Origin of the sequence: Arsukibacterium perlucidum DSM 18276, from assembly GCF_000382165.1 — a bacterium.
GTDB classification, from domain to species: Bacteria; Pseudomonadota; Gammaproteobacteria; order Enterobacterales; family Alteromonadaceae; genus Alishewanella; species Alishewanella perlucidum.
Genome location: NZ_KB907703.1, coordinates 1 through 17,049 on the forward strand (window position 1 = coordinate 1; position 17,049 = coordinate 17,049).

A 17,049-nucleotide genomic window follows, 5' to 3' on the forward strand; every position below is an offset into this window, starting at 1 on the left:
GGCGCCGCAGCTCTGGAGCCACACCGGATTAAATATAAGAAAATTTAAACTGTTAGCTCAGTCTTATATTAGTTATTACAATAAAACAGGCCGCAAATGCGGCCTGATTTATATCTGTTTATTTTTTACCGGAATTATCCCGTCAAATTCTGAGCGCATAACTTTCTGATACAGTGTACTGGCGGCAACATGTTGGTGCGCCTGCTGCAAGTTTTTAATCACTTCGGCTGACATAGCCTTATTAGCCGCCAGGTAAGTTTGCTGCTGCAGCTGCTCAATGGCAAAGGCAAATTCTACATATTCCGGTTTAATATTGAAATGAGCGGCCATCGCGGTCAGAGCCATCGGATCATCAATGATTAAATCCACCTTGCCATGCAGCAATAACTGCCAGGATTCTGAAATATCTGCTGCCACTACCAACTGATCTGGTTGACCAAAACCATTTTTTTTCAAAAAAGTTTCGGCAACATCATGTCGTTGCACCGCAACACTATACTGCTGGGCATCGGCCAGAGTCTTCAGCTGAATATCCTGCCGATGAGCAAGTTTTACAAAACCAAGCCGGTAAGAAGCTACCGGACCTATCCACTGAAATAACGGCTCGCGCTCTGCCGTTCGCGCCATGTTATAAATCAGGATCTCTGGCTGCTCTAACGCCATCTTATAAGCGCGGGCCCAGGGATAAATTTCAATACTGGCGACAATGTCTGCCTGCTGCAGAATAGCTTTAACCAATTGAGTACTGTAGCCGTCTACCTGACCGGCCACCAGGGTCTGGTGTGGCGGCGAAAGCTCAGTTACTACCTGCAGCTGGCTTGTTTCTTGCGCCACGCACATGCCTGTAGCAAGTATTAATCCAACAACCACCAGATATCGACTAACCCATGCCATGTAGAATCCTCAGTTTAACAGTTAGTGCAGTTTAACCCGGACATTAAGACAGCCAACTTTTCGCCAGTTGACAAGTATCAGCCGCCCTGTTGTTATAACGCCACTTTATTCCCAATACAACCGACTTCTTATGACAGCTAACTTCTTCGCAATTAACCTTGCTAAATTACTGATCGTTGCCAGCCTAAGTTGGTCATTGATAGCGTGCTCTGAACCAGCCAAACCGGCCAGCTCCAGTGAGCAGACTGCTGCACCACAAACCCGTCCAGCTGCATTGCAATTTGAGCAAGACGTGCATTATCGGTTAGTTGACAATATTGACCCTGAACATGCAAAACCGCCTTATCTGGTGCAATACTTCTGGTTTGGTTGTCAGCATTGCCAGCAATTTGAACCGGTACTGGAAGCCATCATGCTGCGTCGTCCAGAGTTAAGCCTGGTTCGAAAACACGCTGCGGCGGTGCCACACTGGCAAACCGACGCCCGGATTTTTTACAGTTTGCAGCAAATGGAGTTGGAGCACTTAACAGACCCATTGTTCAAGCTATATGAAGCAAAGCGCCAGCTTACCCCGCTAGATTTACAACAATTTTTAACGAGCCATCAGGTAGATCAGGCAGCTTTTTTTGAGATTGCTGAAAACAGCGAGCAGGTGGTCAGTAAAATGCGCCGCAGTGTCAGCGAAATGCAGGATAATAACATTCGCGGCGTACCGGCCCTGGTAGTAAATGGCCGTTATTTAATTACGCCAAATGCCGATATCAACAACCTGGACGCTTATCTGGCATTAATTGACTACCTGCAGCAAAAATAGCGACGGGCTTGTTTGCAAGCTGAATGCAGACAAATCGTTTTAAAATGTTATTGCGACTGTTATTGACTGTGATATCGTAACTGATAATTATTATCATCTAAGTTGTGAGGTTCTTTATGAAAGCGGCTATTCCCCTCAGTGCCATATTATTGTTAGCGACTTTTGCCTGCTACAGCGTCGCTGACCAGCAACGACCAGATCACTTTAAAGGAGAACAGGCCGCGACCTTGCAAGATGCTATTGAATTATTCCGCACTAACAACCAGAACTTACAGCAACTACTGCAGGGCGAGCTCACCCCGCAAGCCATGGTTGAGATCCACCAGTTAACTTATACCCTGGAAAATGCGCTGGAAAAAATCCACAGCGAAACAACCCAGTTAAAAGAGGTGCTTGAAGAAGTACATCTGGCTTCAGAAAGTATGGATTTTGCTAAGGTTAAAAAGCAAGCTAAGCACTATCTGGATACGGCTAACACTTTGGTGAAATAAACGACCTGCTGATCCAAAGCTGCCGGCCCGGTATACTGTACCAGAGCAGACAACGCTAACCGGGTGTAAATTGGAGAAGTGTATGACTCTATGGCAAGGTGGTGCCTGGCTGCTATGGCTGGTACTGCTGCTGTGGTTTTTCCCGCGAGAACTCGTGCCAAAGCTCAGAACTGATGCAGGTTATCAGCATTTGCTGTTTGGCTCCGTTCTGATTATTGGCTTGCTCTGGTTAGTGCGGGCCGGAATTGAACCCGGGCTGGAACTGCACTTGCTCGGAATAACCACGCTGGTGTTGTGTCATGGCTGGCGGATCACCTGGCTGATTGGTAGCCTGGCTATTGGCATGCTGGTTGCGCTGGGCAAAGTCACTCTGGTTGATGCCGGCAGCGTCGCAGTGTTAACCGTAATGCTGCCAGCAGTGTTCAGTTACCTGATTTTTATCCTGTCTTACCAATACCTGCCGCGCCATCTGTTTATCTATATTTTTGTGGCAGGCTTCGCTAGTGCTGCACTTACAATTACCCTGAAGATAGTACTAACGTCGTTATGGTTCTATTGGCAGGGCTTGCACAGCTGGGCCAGTATTTATCAGAATTACCTGCAACTGGCTTTACTTATCTGGTTTGCCGAAGCCCTGCTCAACGGCATGGCGATTACGCTGATGAGTGTTTACCGGCCACACTGGCTCAGAACCTTTTATGACAATGAGTACCTGTCGCCGGATCGCTGATTACCGTTCAGGTGATAAATTATATACTGAAAATTACACTACCCCCTGCTGAATCATGGCATCGGCAACCCGCCGAAAACCAGCAACGTTAGCCCCCAGAATAAAATTAGTGGGTTGCTCAAGCTCAGCCGCCGTATCCCTGGTGCGCTGGTATATCCCCAGCATAATGTCTTTCAATTTCTGATCAACCTCAGCAAAACTCCAGTGCTGCATGCTGGCATTCTGCGCCATTTCCAGTTGACTGGTCGCCACGCCCCCTGCATTAGCAGCCTTGCCAGGCGCATAGGCAATTTTTGCCTGTAACAGCAGGTCAGCGGCATCCGCAGTACAGGGCATATTGGCACCTTCACAAACTGCTATGCAGCCATTATCCAGTAAAGCTTTGGCATCGGCCGCTGTTAGTTCGTTCTGGGTTGCACAGGGAAATGCTAACTGCCCGGCAAAACGCCACACAGCATGGCCATCCTTAGGGTAGTTGTCGCGGCTGATATACTCAGCATCAGGATGACGCTTAGCATAATCACTTAACCTGCCCTGCTCTACCTCTTTTACCTGTTTTAAACTTGTTACATCGATACCACTTTTCTGATAAATGGTGCCAGCGGAATCAGAGCAGGTTACCGGTTTCGCCCCGAGTTCCAATAATTTTTCAATAGTATAAATAGCAACATTACCCGAGCCTGATACCAGACACTCTTTACCTTCCAGGGTATCTTTGTTCCCTTCAAGCATATGCTCTGCGAAATAAACACAACCATAACCAGTGGCTTCCTTGCGCACCAGCGAGCCACCCCACAATAAGTCTTTACCGGTAAGCACACCCTCAAAACGGTTGGTCAGCTTTTTATACTGGCCAAACATATAGCCAATTTCGCGGGAACCTACGCCAATATCGCCGGCGGGTACATCGGTGGTCGGGCCTATATGCCGGTACAACTCACTCATAAATGCCTGGCAAAAACGCATAATTTCACCATCTGACTTACCCTTAGGATCAAAGTTCGCGCCACCTTTACCGCCGCCCAATGGCAAACCGGTAAGAGCATTCTTTAAAACCTGTTCAAAACCCAGAAACTTTATAATGCTGGCATTGACACTGGGATGAAAACGGATGCCACCTTTGTATGGCCCCAAAGCAGAATTAAACTCAACCCGGTAACCCTTGTTCACCTGCACAGTGCCGCTATCATCAACCCAGGCTATCCTGAACATAATTTGTCGCTCCGGCTCTACCATTCGCTCAATAATAGAATGCTTGCAAAAGCGACTGTCTTCATCAAGCACCGGTGCCAGTGAGTCCAGCACTTCTTCAACTGCCTGGTAAAACTCGGTCTGTGCCGGGCTGCTTTTTTGTAATTTAACGATGGTATTGTGGGTATAGGGCATATCATAAACCTGTGTTTTGAATAAGGTGTGTGCAGGGGGCAGCCTGTCAGCGGTTACCCTGTCAATTGCAGTAGCAGACTGGCACAATGGCCAGCAAGGAAATAAAAGCGTCAGGTAATTAACGCAAAAAGAGCCTGTTATGGATCACTCATTACACTTTAGCTTAACTGGTTATAAAAATAGCATGCAATTTGCTGCATTAGCTAATCAGCAACACTTTAACGATGGCCAGACTCCGACCCTCTGTTTGCATGGTTGGCAAGACAACGCCGCCAGTTTTATACCATTGGCCAACGCATTGGCCGGCACACCCATGCTGGCACTGGATTTTCCGGGCCATGGCCACTCGCCTTATCGCAGTGATGATGCCCACTACTATTTTTTTGACTGGGTGGAAGACATTGTCGCATTGTGTCAGCAGCAGGGCTGGCAACAACTGACCATCATTGGCCATTCGATGGGTGGTATGGTAGCAACCGCCCTGGCTGCAGCCTTTCCTGAGCTGGTAGCCCGTTTAGTGCTGATTGATAGTCTGGGTTTTGTTACTGCGGAGATCAGCAGCAGCGAACAGTTACGTCAGGGAATAGTCTCAAGGTTAAAATCAGCCCCCAAACTCAAGCCATACTACCCGGATCTTGCTGCTGCGGCCAGGGCCAGACTTAGCCAGGGCGATTTTGGCATGCAACAAGCGCTGTTACTGGCAGAGCGCGGAACTGTCAGTGACCAGCATGGCGTCTGCTGGAGAAACGATTATCGCTTGCGGTATAAATCGGTACACCGGCTTACTCAAAACCAGGCCAGGGAATTATGCCAGGCAGTGCAGGCTCCGGTACTGGCCGTTTTAGCCAGTGGTGGCCCTTTTAGCAGTAAGCTGGAGGAGGTACAAAGCTGGTATCAAAAGTTAACCGTTACTCAAATAACCGGCGGCCATCATTGTCATATGACAGCCGCCTGCGAGGTTGCCAGGCTGATAAAAACCTGGCTCTGATCACTGCACAATGTAGCTGACTGACAGACCAAAATTAGCACCGGCGGTAGCATAGCCCCGGCTGGTGTAATAATCTTTATCGGTCACATTCGCCAGCCGGGCCCTCAGTGTCAGCTGCGGTGTAATGTCATAACTCAGCCCCACCCCCCATAAAGTATGGGCAGGCGCTTGTGGAAAGACGTCACCGCTAAACCAATCTAGCCCCTGAAAACTGGCACTTTGATAATCTGCTGTAATAAAGGCAGACCAATTGTCAGCGGTGTAACTGCCCCGCCAGTTAATCGTATTTTCAGGCCGGCGCTCCAGCTTAAAGCCGTTGCTACGGTTCTCAGTATCCAGCCAGCTATAGCTGAAATTACTGGACCATTGCTGCCAGGTTTTGAGCAAGCTGAATTCAAGCCCGCTGACCGTAGCCAACACCACATTCTCAGCCTGCTCAACCCCCTGAATAAGGTTGGTAACCTCGCGCTCAAACCAGGCAAGCTGCAACGTTAAGCCGCTTGTCAGATAGCTCAGGGCAACTTCATCCGATATCGACTGCTCTGGTTTAAGATCCGGGTTGGCAAAACCCGGAAAATACAACTGGTTGAATGAAGGCACTTTAAAGGCGGTACCACGACTGGCACGAAGCTGCCAGTGCTCGGTCAATTGATAACCTGCGGCTAGCTGCCAGGTTGTCTCAGCACCATACTGATTAATCGCATCATGGCGGGCCGCTGCTTCCAGCTGTAACAGATTAAGCTGATAGTTAACGCCGGCGAATATTGCGCGATTCGTTCTGCTGGTTTGCTCGTATGCGGTGGCAGATTTTGCCACCTGCTCCTGATACCAGTTAACCCCGCCCACAAATTGTAAGCCGATAGCTAACTCAGACGCCGCCTGATAACTGAACTCGTCACGCTCAGTGACAAAAGGGCTGCGGGAGTCAGGGCCAAAAGTCGTGTCGCTATCCAGGTTACGACTGAGCTGAGCCTGATGTTGCCAGCTGTTCAGCTGCTGTTGCCAGCCAAGCAGATAGGCACGGCTAAGGGTATCAGTTTCATCTTCACGACCAAAACTGGTATCAAACTGATTAAAACCGGAATTCACGTCAGCCTGAGCAGTCCATAGTCCAACATATGAGTGGTACTCAGCCGCAACTTTCAGATACTGCTGCTGATAGCCATCACTATCAGGGTCTTGTGCCGGCTGGGCGTTAAAACCATCAGCCTGACTGGCCCCGGCACTGGCCCGCAGGGTTAACCGTTCAAGTTGCTGACTGACACTGATATCAGCACCAGCCTGGCCATAACTGCCGACACGGCCATGCAATTCCAATGCTCTGCTACGCCGGGTGGTTATGGCAATAACACCGGCCAGAGCATCAGAGCCATACCAGGCAGCCCGGGGCCCCCGGATAACTTCAATCCGTTCAATCAACTCCAGCGGCACCATCGATAAGGCTTTATATCCCAAAGTAGCGGAGCCACTGCGCACCCCATCAACCAGCACCAGGGTGTGACCGGTATTACCACCGCGCACATATATACTACTGTTCTGACCACGGCCACCATCCCGGCTTAAGTTAATCCCGGGTAACTGAGCCAGTAACTCAGGTAAATCGTTTGACTGACGCGCCACTATATCGGCTCGTTCCAGCACCGTAACGCTGGCCAGCACATCTTGCTGCAACGTAGCAGTGCGGTTAGCGTAAATACTGATATGTTCAACAGCCGCATCAGGGGTATCATTTACAATAGAAGTGTCGTTCAGGCTGGCAGCAACAAACGTACTGGCACCAGCCGGATAGCAGGATGCAACCAGCAAGGCTGCAAAAGCAGGTTTAAACATCAAAGCTCCTACAATGTGCCCACCGCACATGTTAGTTAGTTAGTGGACTTTTCAGGCCGGTCTCCGGGCTTACAACCTGCTTGCGCCAAAACTTTACCTTCCCATCAGCTGACAGTGGTATTCAAAGCTTTGATAGTTGTTTACCGTTGCGGGGGCAGCTCTGGCTTAAACCAGATTCCCGTTTAACTGCAGCATGCTGCAGCACCTGAAAAAAAGCGGCCTTAGTAAAGGCCGCGTGCAGTGTAACCGTGAAGCAGAAAATGTCAATAGATAGCCAGACGGCTAAAACAAATCAAATGGCCAGGTTAGTCACGAAAATTAGTAAACTGAAAGGCTTGTTCTAAATCACTGCCGCGTACCAGTGCCATGGCCTCCTGCAAGTCATCACGCTTTTTGCCGGTCACCCGCACTTGATCACCCTGAATAGCAGCCTGAACTTTAAGCTTATTATCTTTAATCAACTTAACTAACTTTTTTGCCATGTCCTGCTCTATTCCTTGCAACAGGCTGACACTTAAACTGTATGTTTTACCCGAGTGCACTACATCACCCTCTTTAAATGAGCGGACATCAAGGCCGCGCTTGACCGCTTTAGCCAGAAAAATTTCCAGCATTTGCTGTAATTGAAATTCAGCTTCTGCTTTCATGGTGATCACTTTTTCTTTCAGAGTAAAATCGGCCTGCACGCCCCGAAAATCAAAGCGGGTGGTTAATTCACGGTTGGCATTTTCTACTGCATTCAGCACTTCTTGCTGGTCGACTTCTGACACGATATCGAATGAGGGCATTTTAAATCTCCTTAGCATAAGCCATTCTGTCTGCTGGTGATTATAACCAGAAAACTGCTACAATCCGAGCGCCGTTTCAAAGCTGGGGGTAGCTGTGCCACAGATTTTTTATCGTTGGGTATGTGTATTGTGTTTTGTGCTGGCAACCGCTGGCTTTTTGGCTGAGCTAAGTGGTCACCGGATCGGTGGTGGCTTTGCTCATATCGACAAAGTGGCCCATTTTGGTATTTTCGCTGTCCTGACAGCTCTGATTTGGAAAGGTTTCAGGCTTACTCCGCTGCCAGCATTTCTGTTGCTGGGTATCTATGGTGGCGCTATAGAGCTGGCACAGCATTACTTTACCCGTCGCACCGGTGATTGGTGGGATTGGCTGGCCGATATTGCCGGTATAGTGAGTTTTTATCTGGTTCGTGCATTGTGGCACCATATACGTCCGCGCAGCCAGCGCTAAGCTGGTGCATTGTTGGTAGGGGCGCTATTGGTCTGCTGGCCGGCGCCAGGCTGCAGCTTGCTGGTTATCCAACCAGGCTCTGGCTTAAACAACCTGCAAATCTGCAGCTTAATTTTACCGATATTCAACAGCAAAATAAGCAATTATGTTTGCTGCCACAGCAAACAAATAGCCCTGTTCAGCGCTTGCTGGTGCCGGTAAAAGCATACGATGTCCGCCATGCCGTAGCGCAATTAATGCCTTATCTTGCTAATAATGCTCAGCTGGTTATCAGTCATAACGGGATTGTTCCGCTTCAGCCGTTGCTGGAACAATTAACACCAGAGCAAGGGCTCTGGTTTTTATCAACCAGTCAGGCAGCTTACAAACCGGCACCAGATCACGTTATTCATAGTGGTACCGGGTCAAGCTATCTGGCAAAACTAACTGCTGCCAGCTGGGAAGATGACGATATTGTCGCAGCAATGACTGTAGCATTGGGGCCGCTGTCTGTTGTTGCTGACATTTATCCGCTGCTCTGGCAAAAGCTGGCAATTAATGTAGCTATTAATCCATTGACCGCGATAGAGAATTGCCAGAATGGCCAGCTGGCGGCGCCGCGCTATCAACCTCAGATTGAAGCGCTGGTTAGCGAAGTGTGTCAGGTCGCGACAGCATCAGGCTATCCGATGGATATCAGCTCAAGCCTGGCTAAGGTGTATCAGGTAATCGCTGCGACAACTAATAATTTTTCATCAATGCAGCAAGATGTCCAAGCCGGACGGCAAACTGAAATTGACGCTATCTGTGGTTACGTCTGTCAGCAAGCGGCACAACTTAACATCGCCGCACCGGCAAATAAACAACTGCTTATGCGTATTCGGGCGTTAACAACTGCTACTTAGCAGGCCGGTATACCGACACATTTTTATGCCCCAGCTCATGCAATAACAGCGCTTGCAACCGGCTCATCACCCCTTTACTGCAATAACAGTAATAGTGATGGCCAGGGTCTAGTTTAGTGAACTGACTAGCCAGCCGAAAAAAGGGTAATTCCACCACTGGCACGCCAACATCGGCAAATGGCGCCTGCTCGGTTTCTTCCGGGCTGCGGATATCTAGAATTACCGCATTGTCGGCCAGCTCAGCCAGTGTACTAACGACGTGAGCTTCCTGCTCCGCCTGATAATCTATAGTACGGATATCCAGCACTTTAGCCGCTCTGACCACCTGTTCCAGCAATGCCATATCTAACTTACTTTCGTTTTGCTCCACCTCTGTCAGTACGGCATTAACGGTAGGCTTTTTCGATATCACGCCGCAATATTCCGGCATGCTTTTCGCCAGTTCTTCCACGCCTATTTGCCGGGCGATATCAATAATATCCTGCTTATCATGATAAATCAGAGGGCGTAACACTAAATCGGGAGTAACTCTGTCTATCACTGCCAGGTTAGCGATGGTTTGACTCGACACCTGACCAATACTCTCGCCAGTTACCACCGCTTTTATACCTAAATCATGCGCTACGCGACTGGCAGCGCGCAACATCATCCGCTTCAGGATAACGCCCATAACGCCGTTATCAACCTGCTCAAGGATATTATCGACCACCGGCGCAAAATCGACACTTACAAACTTAACCCGATGCGACAGGCTGTATTTTTGCCAAAGATAAAATGCCATCTCCCGCACTCCGGCTTCGTGTGCAGCACCGCCCAGATTAAAAAAAAGATAATGGGTCCGCAGGCCTTTGCGGATCATCAGGTAACTGGCAACGGCAGAATCATAACCGCCGGAAATCAGTGATAGCACGTCTGATTGCGAAGGCAATGGGAAGCCGCCCATGCCACTGAAGCTCTCGCTTAACAGTAATAGCTTATCCTGCTTAATCTCCAGCTTAATCGTGATATCCGGTTGTTTTAGCTGAACTTTCGCCGAGGCAACCTGCTGATTAAGGCCACCGCCGATATACCGTTCTGCTTCAATGGAGCTAAAGCTATGCTTACCTTGGCGCCTAACCCGCACACAAAACGTTTTACCTGCAAGCTGCGACTGATATACCGCCAACACCTGCAAATAAATATCGTGTAAGTCGTTAAAAGCTGCTGTGCGCATTTCTGAGAAAGTAACAATACCCGGAATACAGCCTAAGCGCTCAATAAGCTTGCTCCGAATTTGTGGTGTATCGTTATCGCAACTGATAGTCAGATGATCAAACAGGTTGGTTACGACAACCCCGGGCTCAACCTGAGTCAGGATGTTTTTCAGGTTGCGTTCCAGTAACTTAGTCTGGCGTTTGCGAACCGACTTACTTTTAATCGATATCTCAGGATGCAGTTTAATAATAAATTCAAGCATAATATTCAGACATGACAATAACAGCGCTAAAAAGTGGCGCGGATTATAGCGCAAAGCCAGAGCAACACCTAACATCGTGCTGTACTCTGGCTTTAAGTAATATGCTGTACCCAGACCTGATTACGACCAGCAGCTTTTTTAAATAGCAACTACTACACCAGCAAATCAATTTGCTGAACCAAGACCGGCCTGGCATTGTCAGTAAATGCCAGGCCACTGCGTTGAATTTCGCCGGTTTTTTGCTGCTGTTTATCCAGCAATGGCATCGGTGTAGCAACCGAACTTACAGAAAATGCCCCCAGCTTTGCCTCTGTCATGCTTTGCAGCGGTTGGTTAGGCCGCCATAAATACAGGTATTGCCAGATATCATCGCTGGGGTCGATAAAGCCATTGCCGTTATCATCAAACGCGGCCAGCTCAGCGAAGCCCTGGCCAGTTTGCGGGCCAAACAGCTCGGTGCCATTATTCACCTGCCGGTCGTTGTTGCGATCATAAGCCAGATAATATTGCTGCGCGGCCAGTTGGGGTAGCCGCACTTTGCTGCCATCATTGCGGAGATCAAACAGTTTACTATCGTTGCTCAGTTGCACCGGGCTGCCGGATAAACTGACGATCAGCGGATCTTGTAACGGCTGTTCGGTATAGCTATAGCGTGCCCAGCTTAAAGCCATACTAAACTCAAAAGCAAAGCTGATACTGCTGCCGTCGTTAAGTTGTAATTCGCCGCTGAAGCTAGCATGCACTGCCTGATATCCAAACTCCCACTGCTCGGTTGCTAAAATCTGACCGGCTATGTCTGGCTGGCTTTGACTGGCAGTTAACCACACCGATTGCTGCGATACGCTGCTGCTGAGGGCGACGCTTTCGATGTCCTTAGCGGAAAACTCTGCCATCAATGGTTTATCCAGCCATTCGCTGGTGTGCACGCTTAACTGTGCCAGAATGCGCTTTACCATGCCAATGGTTTGAAAGGCGTTGAACACCTTATCATCGTCTGTCGTCTGGGCTGCCTGATCTGATGTTGTAGTGTTGTCAGGCACCGCAGGCGCTGGATCAATATACATGCCGTTATTAGCCGCAACCGGTTTGGCTACAGCAGGGACAGGGCGTGGTTCGGTATTGGCTTTGCTTAGTAACTGCTGTTTGCGACCATAAGCAATGGTTTTTTGTTCGGCAACCGCAAACTGTTGCGAAGCAGATGTAATATCCATCATTGGCTCCACAAGGTTTTTCTGTTAAACGGTTATCGGCAAGTTCTGGTTAAAGCTTGAGCAGTTTTTTCAGCCTGAACATTAACATCTTGAGCAGGCTGAACATTAATTGTTTGTGATCCCTTGCTGCGGTGTTTTAACCAGGCTGAATCAATTTAACACAACACTAGTTTGCCGCCGGCTCGAAGCTTATTGGATCTGACTCTTTGGCCTTACCCTGCATTATTGATATTTCAACCCGCCGGTTGCGCCGGCGATTTAGCTCAGAGTCGTTTTCCACTAACGGTCGGGTATCAGCATGCCCCATCACCACCACCCGTTGCCGATCAAAGTCAGGCGCCCGGATTAGCTCAGTTGCCACAGATACAGCCCTTTTGGCAGATAGTTCCCAGTTATTACTGTGCAGCTCATCTGACACCTGGATATCATCGGTATGACCACTTACCGTTATTTCGCCGGGTACCTCATTTAACAAAGTCCCTATTTGCTGAATAATAGGCCGGAACCGGGGTTGCAAAAATGATGAACCAGAGGGGAAGGACCCATTTTCACGAATGCGGATAATGATTTGCTGGCCCAGTGACTCAAGCTCAACAGCACCATCGACAATTTGTTGTTCCAACTGCTCTGCCAGCTTTTTTACCATTTCATTGGTTTGCTGCTGCATTTCCTCGGCCGCAGCATCCGCGGCTGCCGCTTCAGCATCTGCGGTCTCTTCTGCATTGGCTGCTGACTGGCCCCCCGTCATATCATCCCGCTGCTCTTGCCGGCCACCAGCTGAATCTTCCTCACCAGCCTGAAACTCTATGACCTGCTGGGTAATTTCCATTGTTTGCTGCTGCAAGGTCTCAATGGGCGTTGGATCGGGCCGGCCAGGTCTGAACTCCATCGCAATAACACTGGTACCCTTTGGGATATCTTCAACTTCAATTTTATTTTGCACCCCAAATGCAAACTTCATTGAACCGGCAATTTGCTTGAACTTCAACACGTCCATTTCTGAAAACGCCAGCAGCAATACGAAAAAGCACATTAGCAGCGCCATTAAGTCAGCAAAGGTACCCATATACTGTGGGAGCCCCGGAGGGGGGCATTTACATTCCTGTTCTTCTTCGTCGTTCATGCGGGCTCTCCGGCAGCGACCTCGCGCTTACCCTGAGCCAGGTAATTGCGTAAAATGCCTTCAATCACTTTCGGGTTCTGACCGTCCTGAATACCCAGAATAGCATCCAGGATCAGCTGATTATTCTGTTTTTCCTGCTGGTTTCGAATGGCCAGCTTATCAGCCAGCGGTATAGCAATAACGTTAGCAATAAAAGCACCATACAAGGTTGTTAAAAGTGCCACCGCCATCGCCGGGCCGATCGCCTTAGGATCATCCATGTTAGATAACATTGCCACCAAACCGATCAAGGTACCGATCATTCCCATTGCAGGGGCAACGTCGCCTAAACTACGAAAAATGGCGATACCTGTTTCATGACGTTTCTCGGTCAGACTGATATCCTTAAGCAACGTAGCTCTGACTACATCTGCATCATGGCCATCGACCAGCATATTGACGCCTTTCTGCATAAAAGCATTGGGTATCTCTGCTTCTTCCAGTGCCAGAAATCCACCTTTGCGGGCTGAGTCGCCTAGTTGTACTGCTTTTTCAATCAACTCTTCCGGCGCTTCAATTTTAAACATAAAAGCTTTGACTGCGATTTTGCCCGCTCCGAGAAACTGACTCAGGGTAAATTTGGTAATAACAACAAAAATAGAGCCCCCGACCACAATCAGCACCGATACTAAATCAGCAAACATGGCAGGGTCGCCACTACTACCAATAATCATCGCCATGACTACAAAACCAATAGCGCCAATCATGCCAACCAGGGTTGCTATATCCACTATTTACTCCTTAATACAGACCCCAAGCGGGAATAATGATTATTTTATATTAGCTTATAGTCGGTTATCGACAAAACTTCGTAAACATTGAGCACTGAATTACAGAAAACAAGTAATTTAGGCTTTCACTTATTCGTTATGATTGACCATAATAGCCTGCTAAGGTAACGTTGCGCACAGTTTTTTTGGGGATAGTCATGAGTAAAAAGAAAGCTGACCTGGGCCAGTTTGAACAGGCAATGGCAGAACTCGAAAGTATAGTGCAGCAATTAGAGCAAGGCGACTTATCGCTTGATGCCTCGCTAACCCAGTTTGAACGGGGTATCAGCCTGGTAAAGCAAAGCCAGCAACAACTTCAAAGCGCTGAGCAGAAAGTTCAATTGCTGTTACAACAGCAACAGCAGGAAAGCCTGCAAGCTTTTACACCACCGCCAGGAGAGTAACTTGGCACCTCAAAGCCTGACGTTGTATCAACACCGGATTGAGCAACAATTACAACTGCAAATGGCTGCCCAGCCACAAATTGCTGCCACCTTACATCAGGCAATGTCATATAGCCTGACAAATGGCGGCAAACGGATCCGCCCGTTTTTTGTTTATGCCTGTGGTAAAATGCTTGGCGCGCCACTTGCTAACCTTGACAGCGCGGCATGCGCTATTGAATGCCTGCACAGTTACTCATTGATCCATGACGACTTACCCGCCATGGATAACGATGATTTGCGGCGCGGCAAGCCAACTTGTCACCGGGCGTTTGACGAAGCCACAGCTATTCTGGCTGGAGACGCGCTGCAGGCATTGGCTTTCGATATTCTTGCCGGACCTGAGGGTAACTTAAGCGCAGATCGCAGGCTGAAACGCATATCTATCCTGGCCAGAGCAAGCGGTATAGCCGGAATGTGTGCAGGTCAGGCAATCGATTTAGCGCAAACTAATAAACGCACTGATTTGGCGACATTGGAGCAGATGCATCGCTTAAAAACCGGCGCCTTAATCGAGTGTGCGGTGCAACTTGCTTATTACAGCAGTGAACTAGATTGCCCAGCTACGCTGCATGCCATGACAGGTTTTGCCAGTGCTTTGGGACTGGCTTTTCAGGTGCAGGATGACATTCTGGATATTGAAAGTGATACCATTGTCCTTGGTAAGCCACAAGGTTCAGATTGCAAGGCAAATAAATTAACTTACCCGGCACTGTTAGGGCTGGAACAAGCTAAGGTTAAAGCAAACCAACTTTATCAAGATGCGTTAGCGGCACTTAGCAGCCTTCCTTACGATACTGATGAGTTAAAAGCCTTTGCTCATTACATTATTGCCCGCAAGTTTTAATAAAGGCATTGAAGATGGCATTAGATATGACCGATTTCCCGTTGTTAGCCAAAGCAGATCTGCCTGAGCAACTGCGTAAGTTACCTCAGGATAAATTACCGGCACTCAGTGCTGAGCTGAGACGCTTTCTGTTAAAAACCGTCAGTCAGAGCAGCGGTCACTTTGCATCTGGCCTGGGCACTGTTGAACTAACGGTGGCGTTACATTACGTTTATAACACACCGTTCGACCGACTGATCTGGGATGTTGGCCATCAGGCTTATCCACATAAAATTTTAACCGGTCGGCGTGAACAAATGCACAGTATCAGGCAGAAAGACGGTTTGCATCCTTTTCCATGCCGTGAAGAAAGTGAATACGATACCCTGACAGTTGGCCATTCCAGTACCTCAATAAGTGCGGCGCTGGGTATGGCAATTGCCGCCAGCCAGGCTAACTCAAAACGCAAAGTCGTTGCAGTTATCGGCGATGGTGCTATTACTGCCGGTATGGCTTTTGAGGCGCTGAACCATGCCGGTGAAGTACGCCCTGATATGCTGGTTATTCTGAATGACAATGAAATGTCGATTTCAGAAAATGTTGGTGCCTTGAATCAATATTTCGCCAGAATTCTATCAGGCAGCTTTTACACCAGCCTGCGCGAAGGCGGTAAAAAGATTTTGCAAGGCGTACCACCATTGCATGAACTGGCCAGCCGCGCCGAAGAACACTTTAAAGGCATGGTTACCCCCGGCACCTTTTTTGAAGAACTGGGTTTTAATTATATCGGGCCGATTGACGGTCACGATGTAATCACTCTGGCCGATACCATTCGCAATATGCGGAATCTCAAAGGTCCGCAGTTACTGCATATCGTTACCAAAAAAGGCAAAGGTTATGCACCGGCAGAAGCCGACCCTATCGGTTACCATGCGGTAGCTAAGTTTGATCCGGACGCCAGTAGCCAACCAGTTAAAAAAGCCGGCAAGCCTACTTTTTCTAATATTTTCGGACAATGGTTATGTGATATGGCCGCGCAGGACGAACGGCTGCAGGGTATTACACCAGCCATGCGCGAAGGCTCCGACATGGTGCAGTTTTCTAAAAGCTTTGCTAAGCGCTACTTCGATGTTGCCATTGCCGAGCAACATGCCGTAACCCTGGCAGCAGGGATGGCGATTGAAGGTTTAAAACCGGTAGTCGCTATCTACTCCAGCTTTTTACAACGTGGCTATGACCAACTGATCCATGATGTCGCGTTGCAAAATCTCGACGTATTATTTGCTATCGATCGGGCCGGTATTGTTGGCGCGGATGGCCCAACTCATCAGGGGGCATTTGATATCAGTTTTATGCGCTGCATTCCAAATATGCTGCTGATGGTTCCTTCCGATGAAAATGAATGCCGGCAAATGCTGTATACCGGTTATCAACACCTGGGACCGGCTGCAGTTCGCTATCCACGTGGCGTCGGCACAGGCATCGCCGCAAACCAGCAGATGCAGTTGTTGCCGCTGGGGAAAGCCAGAATTGTTAAGCAGGGAGCTAAGTTAGCAATTCTGGCATTTGGCCCTTTGCTAAACGAGTGCCAGCAGGTGGCAACTGAGCTTAATGCCACCCTGGTTGATATGCGTTTTATAAAACCACTGGATGAAGCCCTGCTGCAGCAACTGGCATCTGAGCACAGCCATTTTGTCACGGTAGAAGACAACGCGCTGATGGGTGGCGCCGGTTCAGCCGTTAACGATTTTATCCTGCAGCATGGTCACGCGGTTAAGGTACTAAACCTTGGCCTGCCAGACCAGTTTATTAAGCATGGCAGCCAGCAGGAAATTTATGCAGAGCTGGGTTTAGACAGCAACGGCATCAGCCGCCAGGTAACAGCCTTTATTTCCCGTTAAAAGCAACCGTTAATAATTTTAAGC

17 protein-coding genes and 1 riboswitch are annotated in these 17,049 nt (G+C 48.7%); of the genes, 9 read left to right on the forward strand and 8 right to left on the reverse strand.

The window, feature by feature from the left end; translation table 11 throughout:
* Nucleotides 1-108: 108 nt before the first annotated feature.
* Complete coding sequence (locus tag H141_RS0102895; protein WP_019674745.1) at nucleotides 109-834, reverse strand: substrate-binding periplasmic protein; 726 nt, start codon at nucleotides 832-834, stop codon at nucleotides 109-111.
* A 190-nt stretch (nucleotides 835-1,024) separates the two neighbouring features.
* On the opposite strand from H141_RS0102895, the gene H141_RS0102900 reads away from it, so the two are divergent.
* The 3 genes from H141_RS0102900 (at nucleotide 1,025) to H141_RS0102910 (ending at nucleotide 2,929) form a co-directional block, all read left to right on the forward strand.
* Nucleotides 1,025-1,708: a DsbA family protein gene (locus tag H141_RS0102900; RefSeq protein WP_019674746.1), complete on the forward strand. Its 684-nt coding sequence runs from the start codon at nucleotides 1,025-1,027 to the stop codon at nucleotides 1,706-1,708.
* A 116-nt stretch (nucleotides 1,709-1,824) separates the two neighbouring features.
* Nucleotides 1,825-2,199, forward strand: a complete 375-nt coding sequence (locus H141_RS0102905) for a DUF6746 family protein (protein ID WP_019674747.1) — start codon at nucleotides 1,825-1,827, stop codon at nucleotides 2,197-2,199.
* An 82-nt stretch (nucleotides 2,200-2,281) separates the two neighbouring features.
* Nucleotides 2,282-2,929 (forward strand): energy-coupling factor ABC transporter permease, encoded by a 648-nt coding sequence (locus H141_RS0102910; protein ID WP_019674748.1) that lies wholly within the window; start codon nucleotides 2,282-2,284, stop codon nucleotides 2,927-2,929.
* Between the two features lie 33 nt (nucleotides 2,930-2,962).
* Here the strand turns inward: H141_RS0102910 and gdhA are convergent, their stop codons facing one another.
* Nucleotides 2,963-4,315 carry an NADP-specific glutamate dehydrogenase gene (gdhA, locus tag H141_RS0102915; protein ID WP_019674749.1) on the reverse strand — a complete coding sequence of 451 codons (1,353 nt, stop codon included), beginning with the start codon at nucleotides 4,313-4,315 and terminating at the stop codon, nucleotides 2,963-2,965.
* A gap of 139 nt (nucleotides 4,316-4,454) precedes the next feature.
* On the opposite strand from gdhA, the gene H141_RS0102920 reads away from it, so the two are divergent.
* Complete coding sequence (locus H141_RS0102920) at nucleotides 4,455-5,303, forward strand: alpha/beta fold hydrolase (RefSeq protein ID WP_019674750.1); 849 nt, start codon at nucleotides 4,455-4,457, stop codon at nucleotides 5,301-5,303.
* Here the strand turns inward: H141_RS0102920 and H141_RS0102925 are convergent, their stop codons facing one another.
* Both H141_RS0102925 and H141_RS0102935 read right to left on the reverse strand, forming a co-directional pair.
* A complete protein-coding gene (locus tag H141_RS0102925; RefSeq protein WP_019674751.1) occupies nucleotides 5,304-7,133 on the reverse strand; it encodes a TonB-dependent receptor domain-containing protein in 1,830 nt (609 codons plus the stop codon). It lies immediately after the preceding gene.
* Between the two features lie 37 nt (nucleotides 7,134-7,170).
* Nucleotides 7,171-7,357, reverse strand: a riboswitch (cobalamin riboswitch).
* A gap of 81 nt (nucleotides 7,358-7,438) precedes the next feature.
* On the reverse strand, nucleotides 7,439-7,921 hold the full coding sequence (locus tag H141_RS0102935; protein ID WP_019674752.1) for a YajQ family cyclic di-GMP-binding protein: 483 nt from the start codon (nucleotides 7,919-7,921) through the stop codon (nucleotides 7,439-7,441).
* Nucleotides 7,922-8,015: 94 nt separating this feature from the next.
* On the opposite strand from H141_RS0102935, the gene H141_RS0102940 reads away from it, so the two are divergent.
* Together H141_RS0102940 and H141_RS0102945 are read left to right on the forward strand one after the other, a co-directional pair.
* The gene (locus H141_RS0102940; RefSeq protein WP_019674753.1) at nucleotides 8,016-8,372 is read left to right on the forward strand and encodes a VanZ family protein; all 357 of its coding nucleotides are present in this window, start codon (nucleotides 8,016-8,018) and stop codon (nucleotides 8,370-8,372) included.
* Nucleotides 8,339-9,256 (forward strand): ketopantoate reductase family protein, encoded by a 918-nt coding sequence (locus H141_RS0102945; RefSeq protein WP_026349191.1) that lies wholly within the window; start codon nucleotides 8,339-8,341, stop codon nucleotides 9,254-9,256. Before H141_RS0102940 ends, H141_RS0102945 begins: the two co-directional genes overlap by 34 nt.
* Here H141_RS0102945 and thiI read toward each other — a convergent pair.
* The 4 genes from thiI to pomA all read right to left on the reverse strand — a co-directional run bounded on the left by thiI (nucleotide 9,249) and on the right by pomA (nucleotide 13,816).
* Entirely contained in the window at nucleotides 9,249-10,787 is a 1,539-nt protein-coding gene (gene thiI, locus H141_RS0102950; protein WP_019674756.1) for a tRNA uracil 4-sulfurtransferase ThiI, read from the reverse strand. The two genes, H141_RS0102945 and thiI, sit on opposite strands and share 8 nt — an antisense overlap.
* A 77-nt stretch (nucleotides 10,788-10,864) precedes the next feature.
* On the reverse strand, nucleotides 10,865-11,926 hold the full coding sequence (locus H141_RS0102955) for a hypothetical protein (RefSeq protein WP_240473083.1): 1,062 nt from the start codon (nucleotides 11,924-11,926) through the stop codon (nucleotides 10,865-10,867).
* A 163-nt stretch (nucleotides 11,927-12,089) separates the two neighbouring features.
* Complete coding sequence (locus tag H141_RS0102960) at nucleotides 12,090-13,046, reverse strand: flagellar motor protein MotB (protein WP_026349193.1); 957 nt, start codon at nucleotides 13,044-13,046, stop codon at nucleotides 12,090-12,092.
* Nucleotides 13,043-13,816, reverse strand: a complete 774-nt coding sequence (pomA, locus tag H141_RS0102965) for a flagellar motor protein PomA (RefSeq protein WP_019674759.1) — start codon at nucleotides 13,814-13,816, stop codon at nucleotides 13,043-13,045. The genes H141_RS0102960 and pomA overlap by 4 nt, the downstream gene beginning before the upstream one ends.
* Nucleotides 13,817-14,013: 197 nt before the next feature.
* On the opposite strand from pomA, the gene H141_RS0102970 reads away from it, so the two are divergent.
* Genes H141_RS0102970 through dxs form a run of 3 tightly spaced genes read left to right on the forward strand, consistent with a single transcriptional unit; the run spans nucleotide 14,014 to nucleotide 17,025 of the window.
* The gene (locus H141_RS0102970) at nucleotides 14,014-14,259 is read left to right on the forward strand and encodes an exodeoxyribonuclease VII small subunit (protein WP_019674760.1); all 246 of its coding nucleotides are present in this window, start codon (nucleotides 14,014-14,016) and stop codon (nucleotides 14,257-14,259) included.
* Nucleotide 14,260: 1 nt separating this feature from the next.
* On the forward strand, nucleotides 14,261-15,145 hold the full coding sequence (gene ispA / locus H141_RS0102975; protein WP_019674761.1) for a (2E,6E)-farnesyl diphosphate synthase: 885 nt from the start codon (nucleotides 14,261-14,263) through the stop codon (nucleotides 15,143-15,145).
* 14 nt (nucleotides 15,146-15,159) lie between these two features.
* A complete protein-coding gene (gene dxs / locus H141_RS0102980) occupies nucleotides 15,160-17,025 on the forward strand; it encodes a 1-deoxy-D-xylulose-5-phosphate synthase (protein WP_019674762.1) in 1,866 nt (621 codons plus the stop codon).
* The last annotated feature ends 24 nt before the right edge of the window (nucleotides 17,026-17,049 follow it).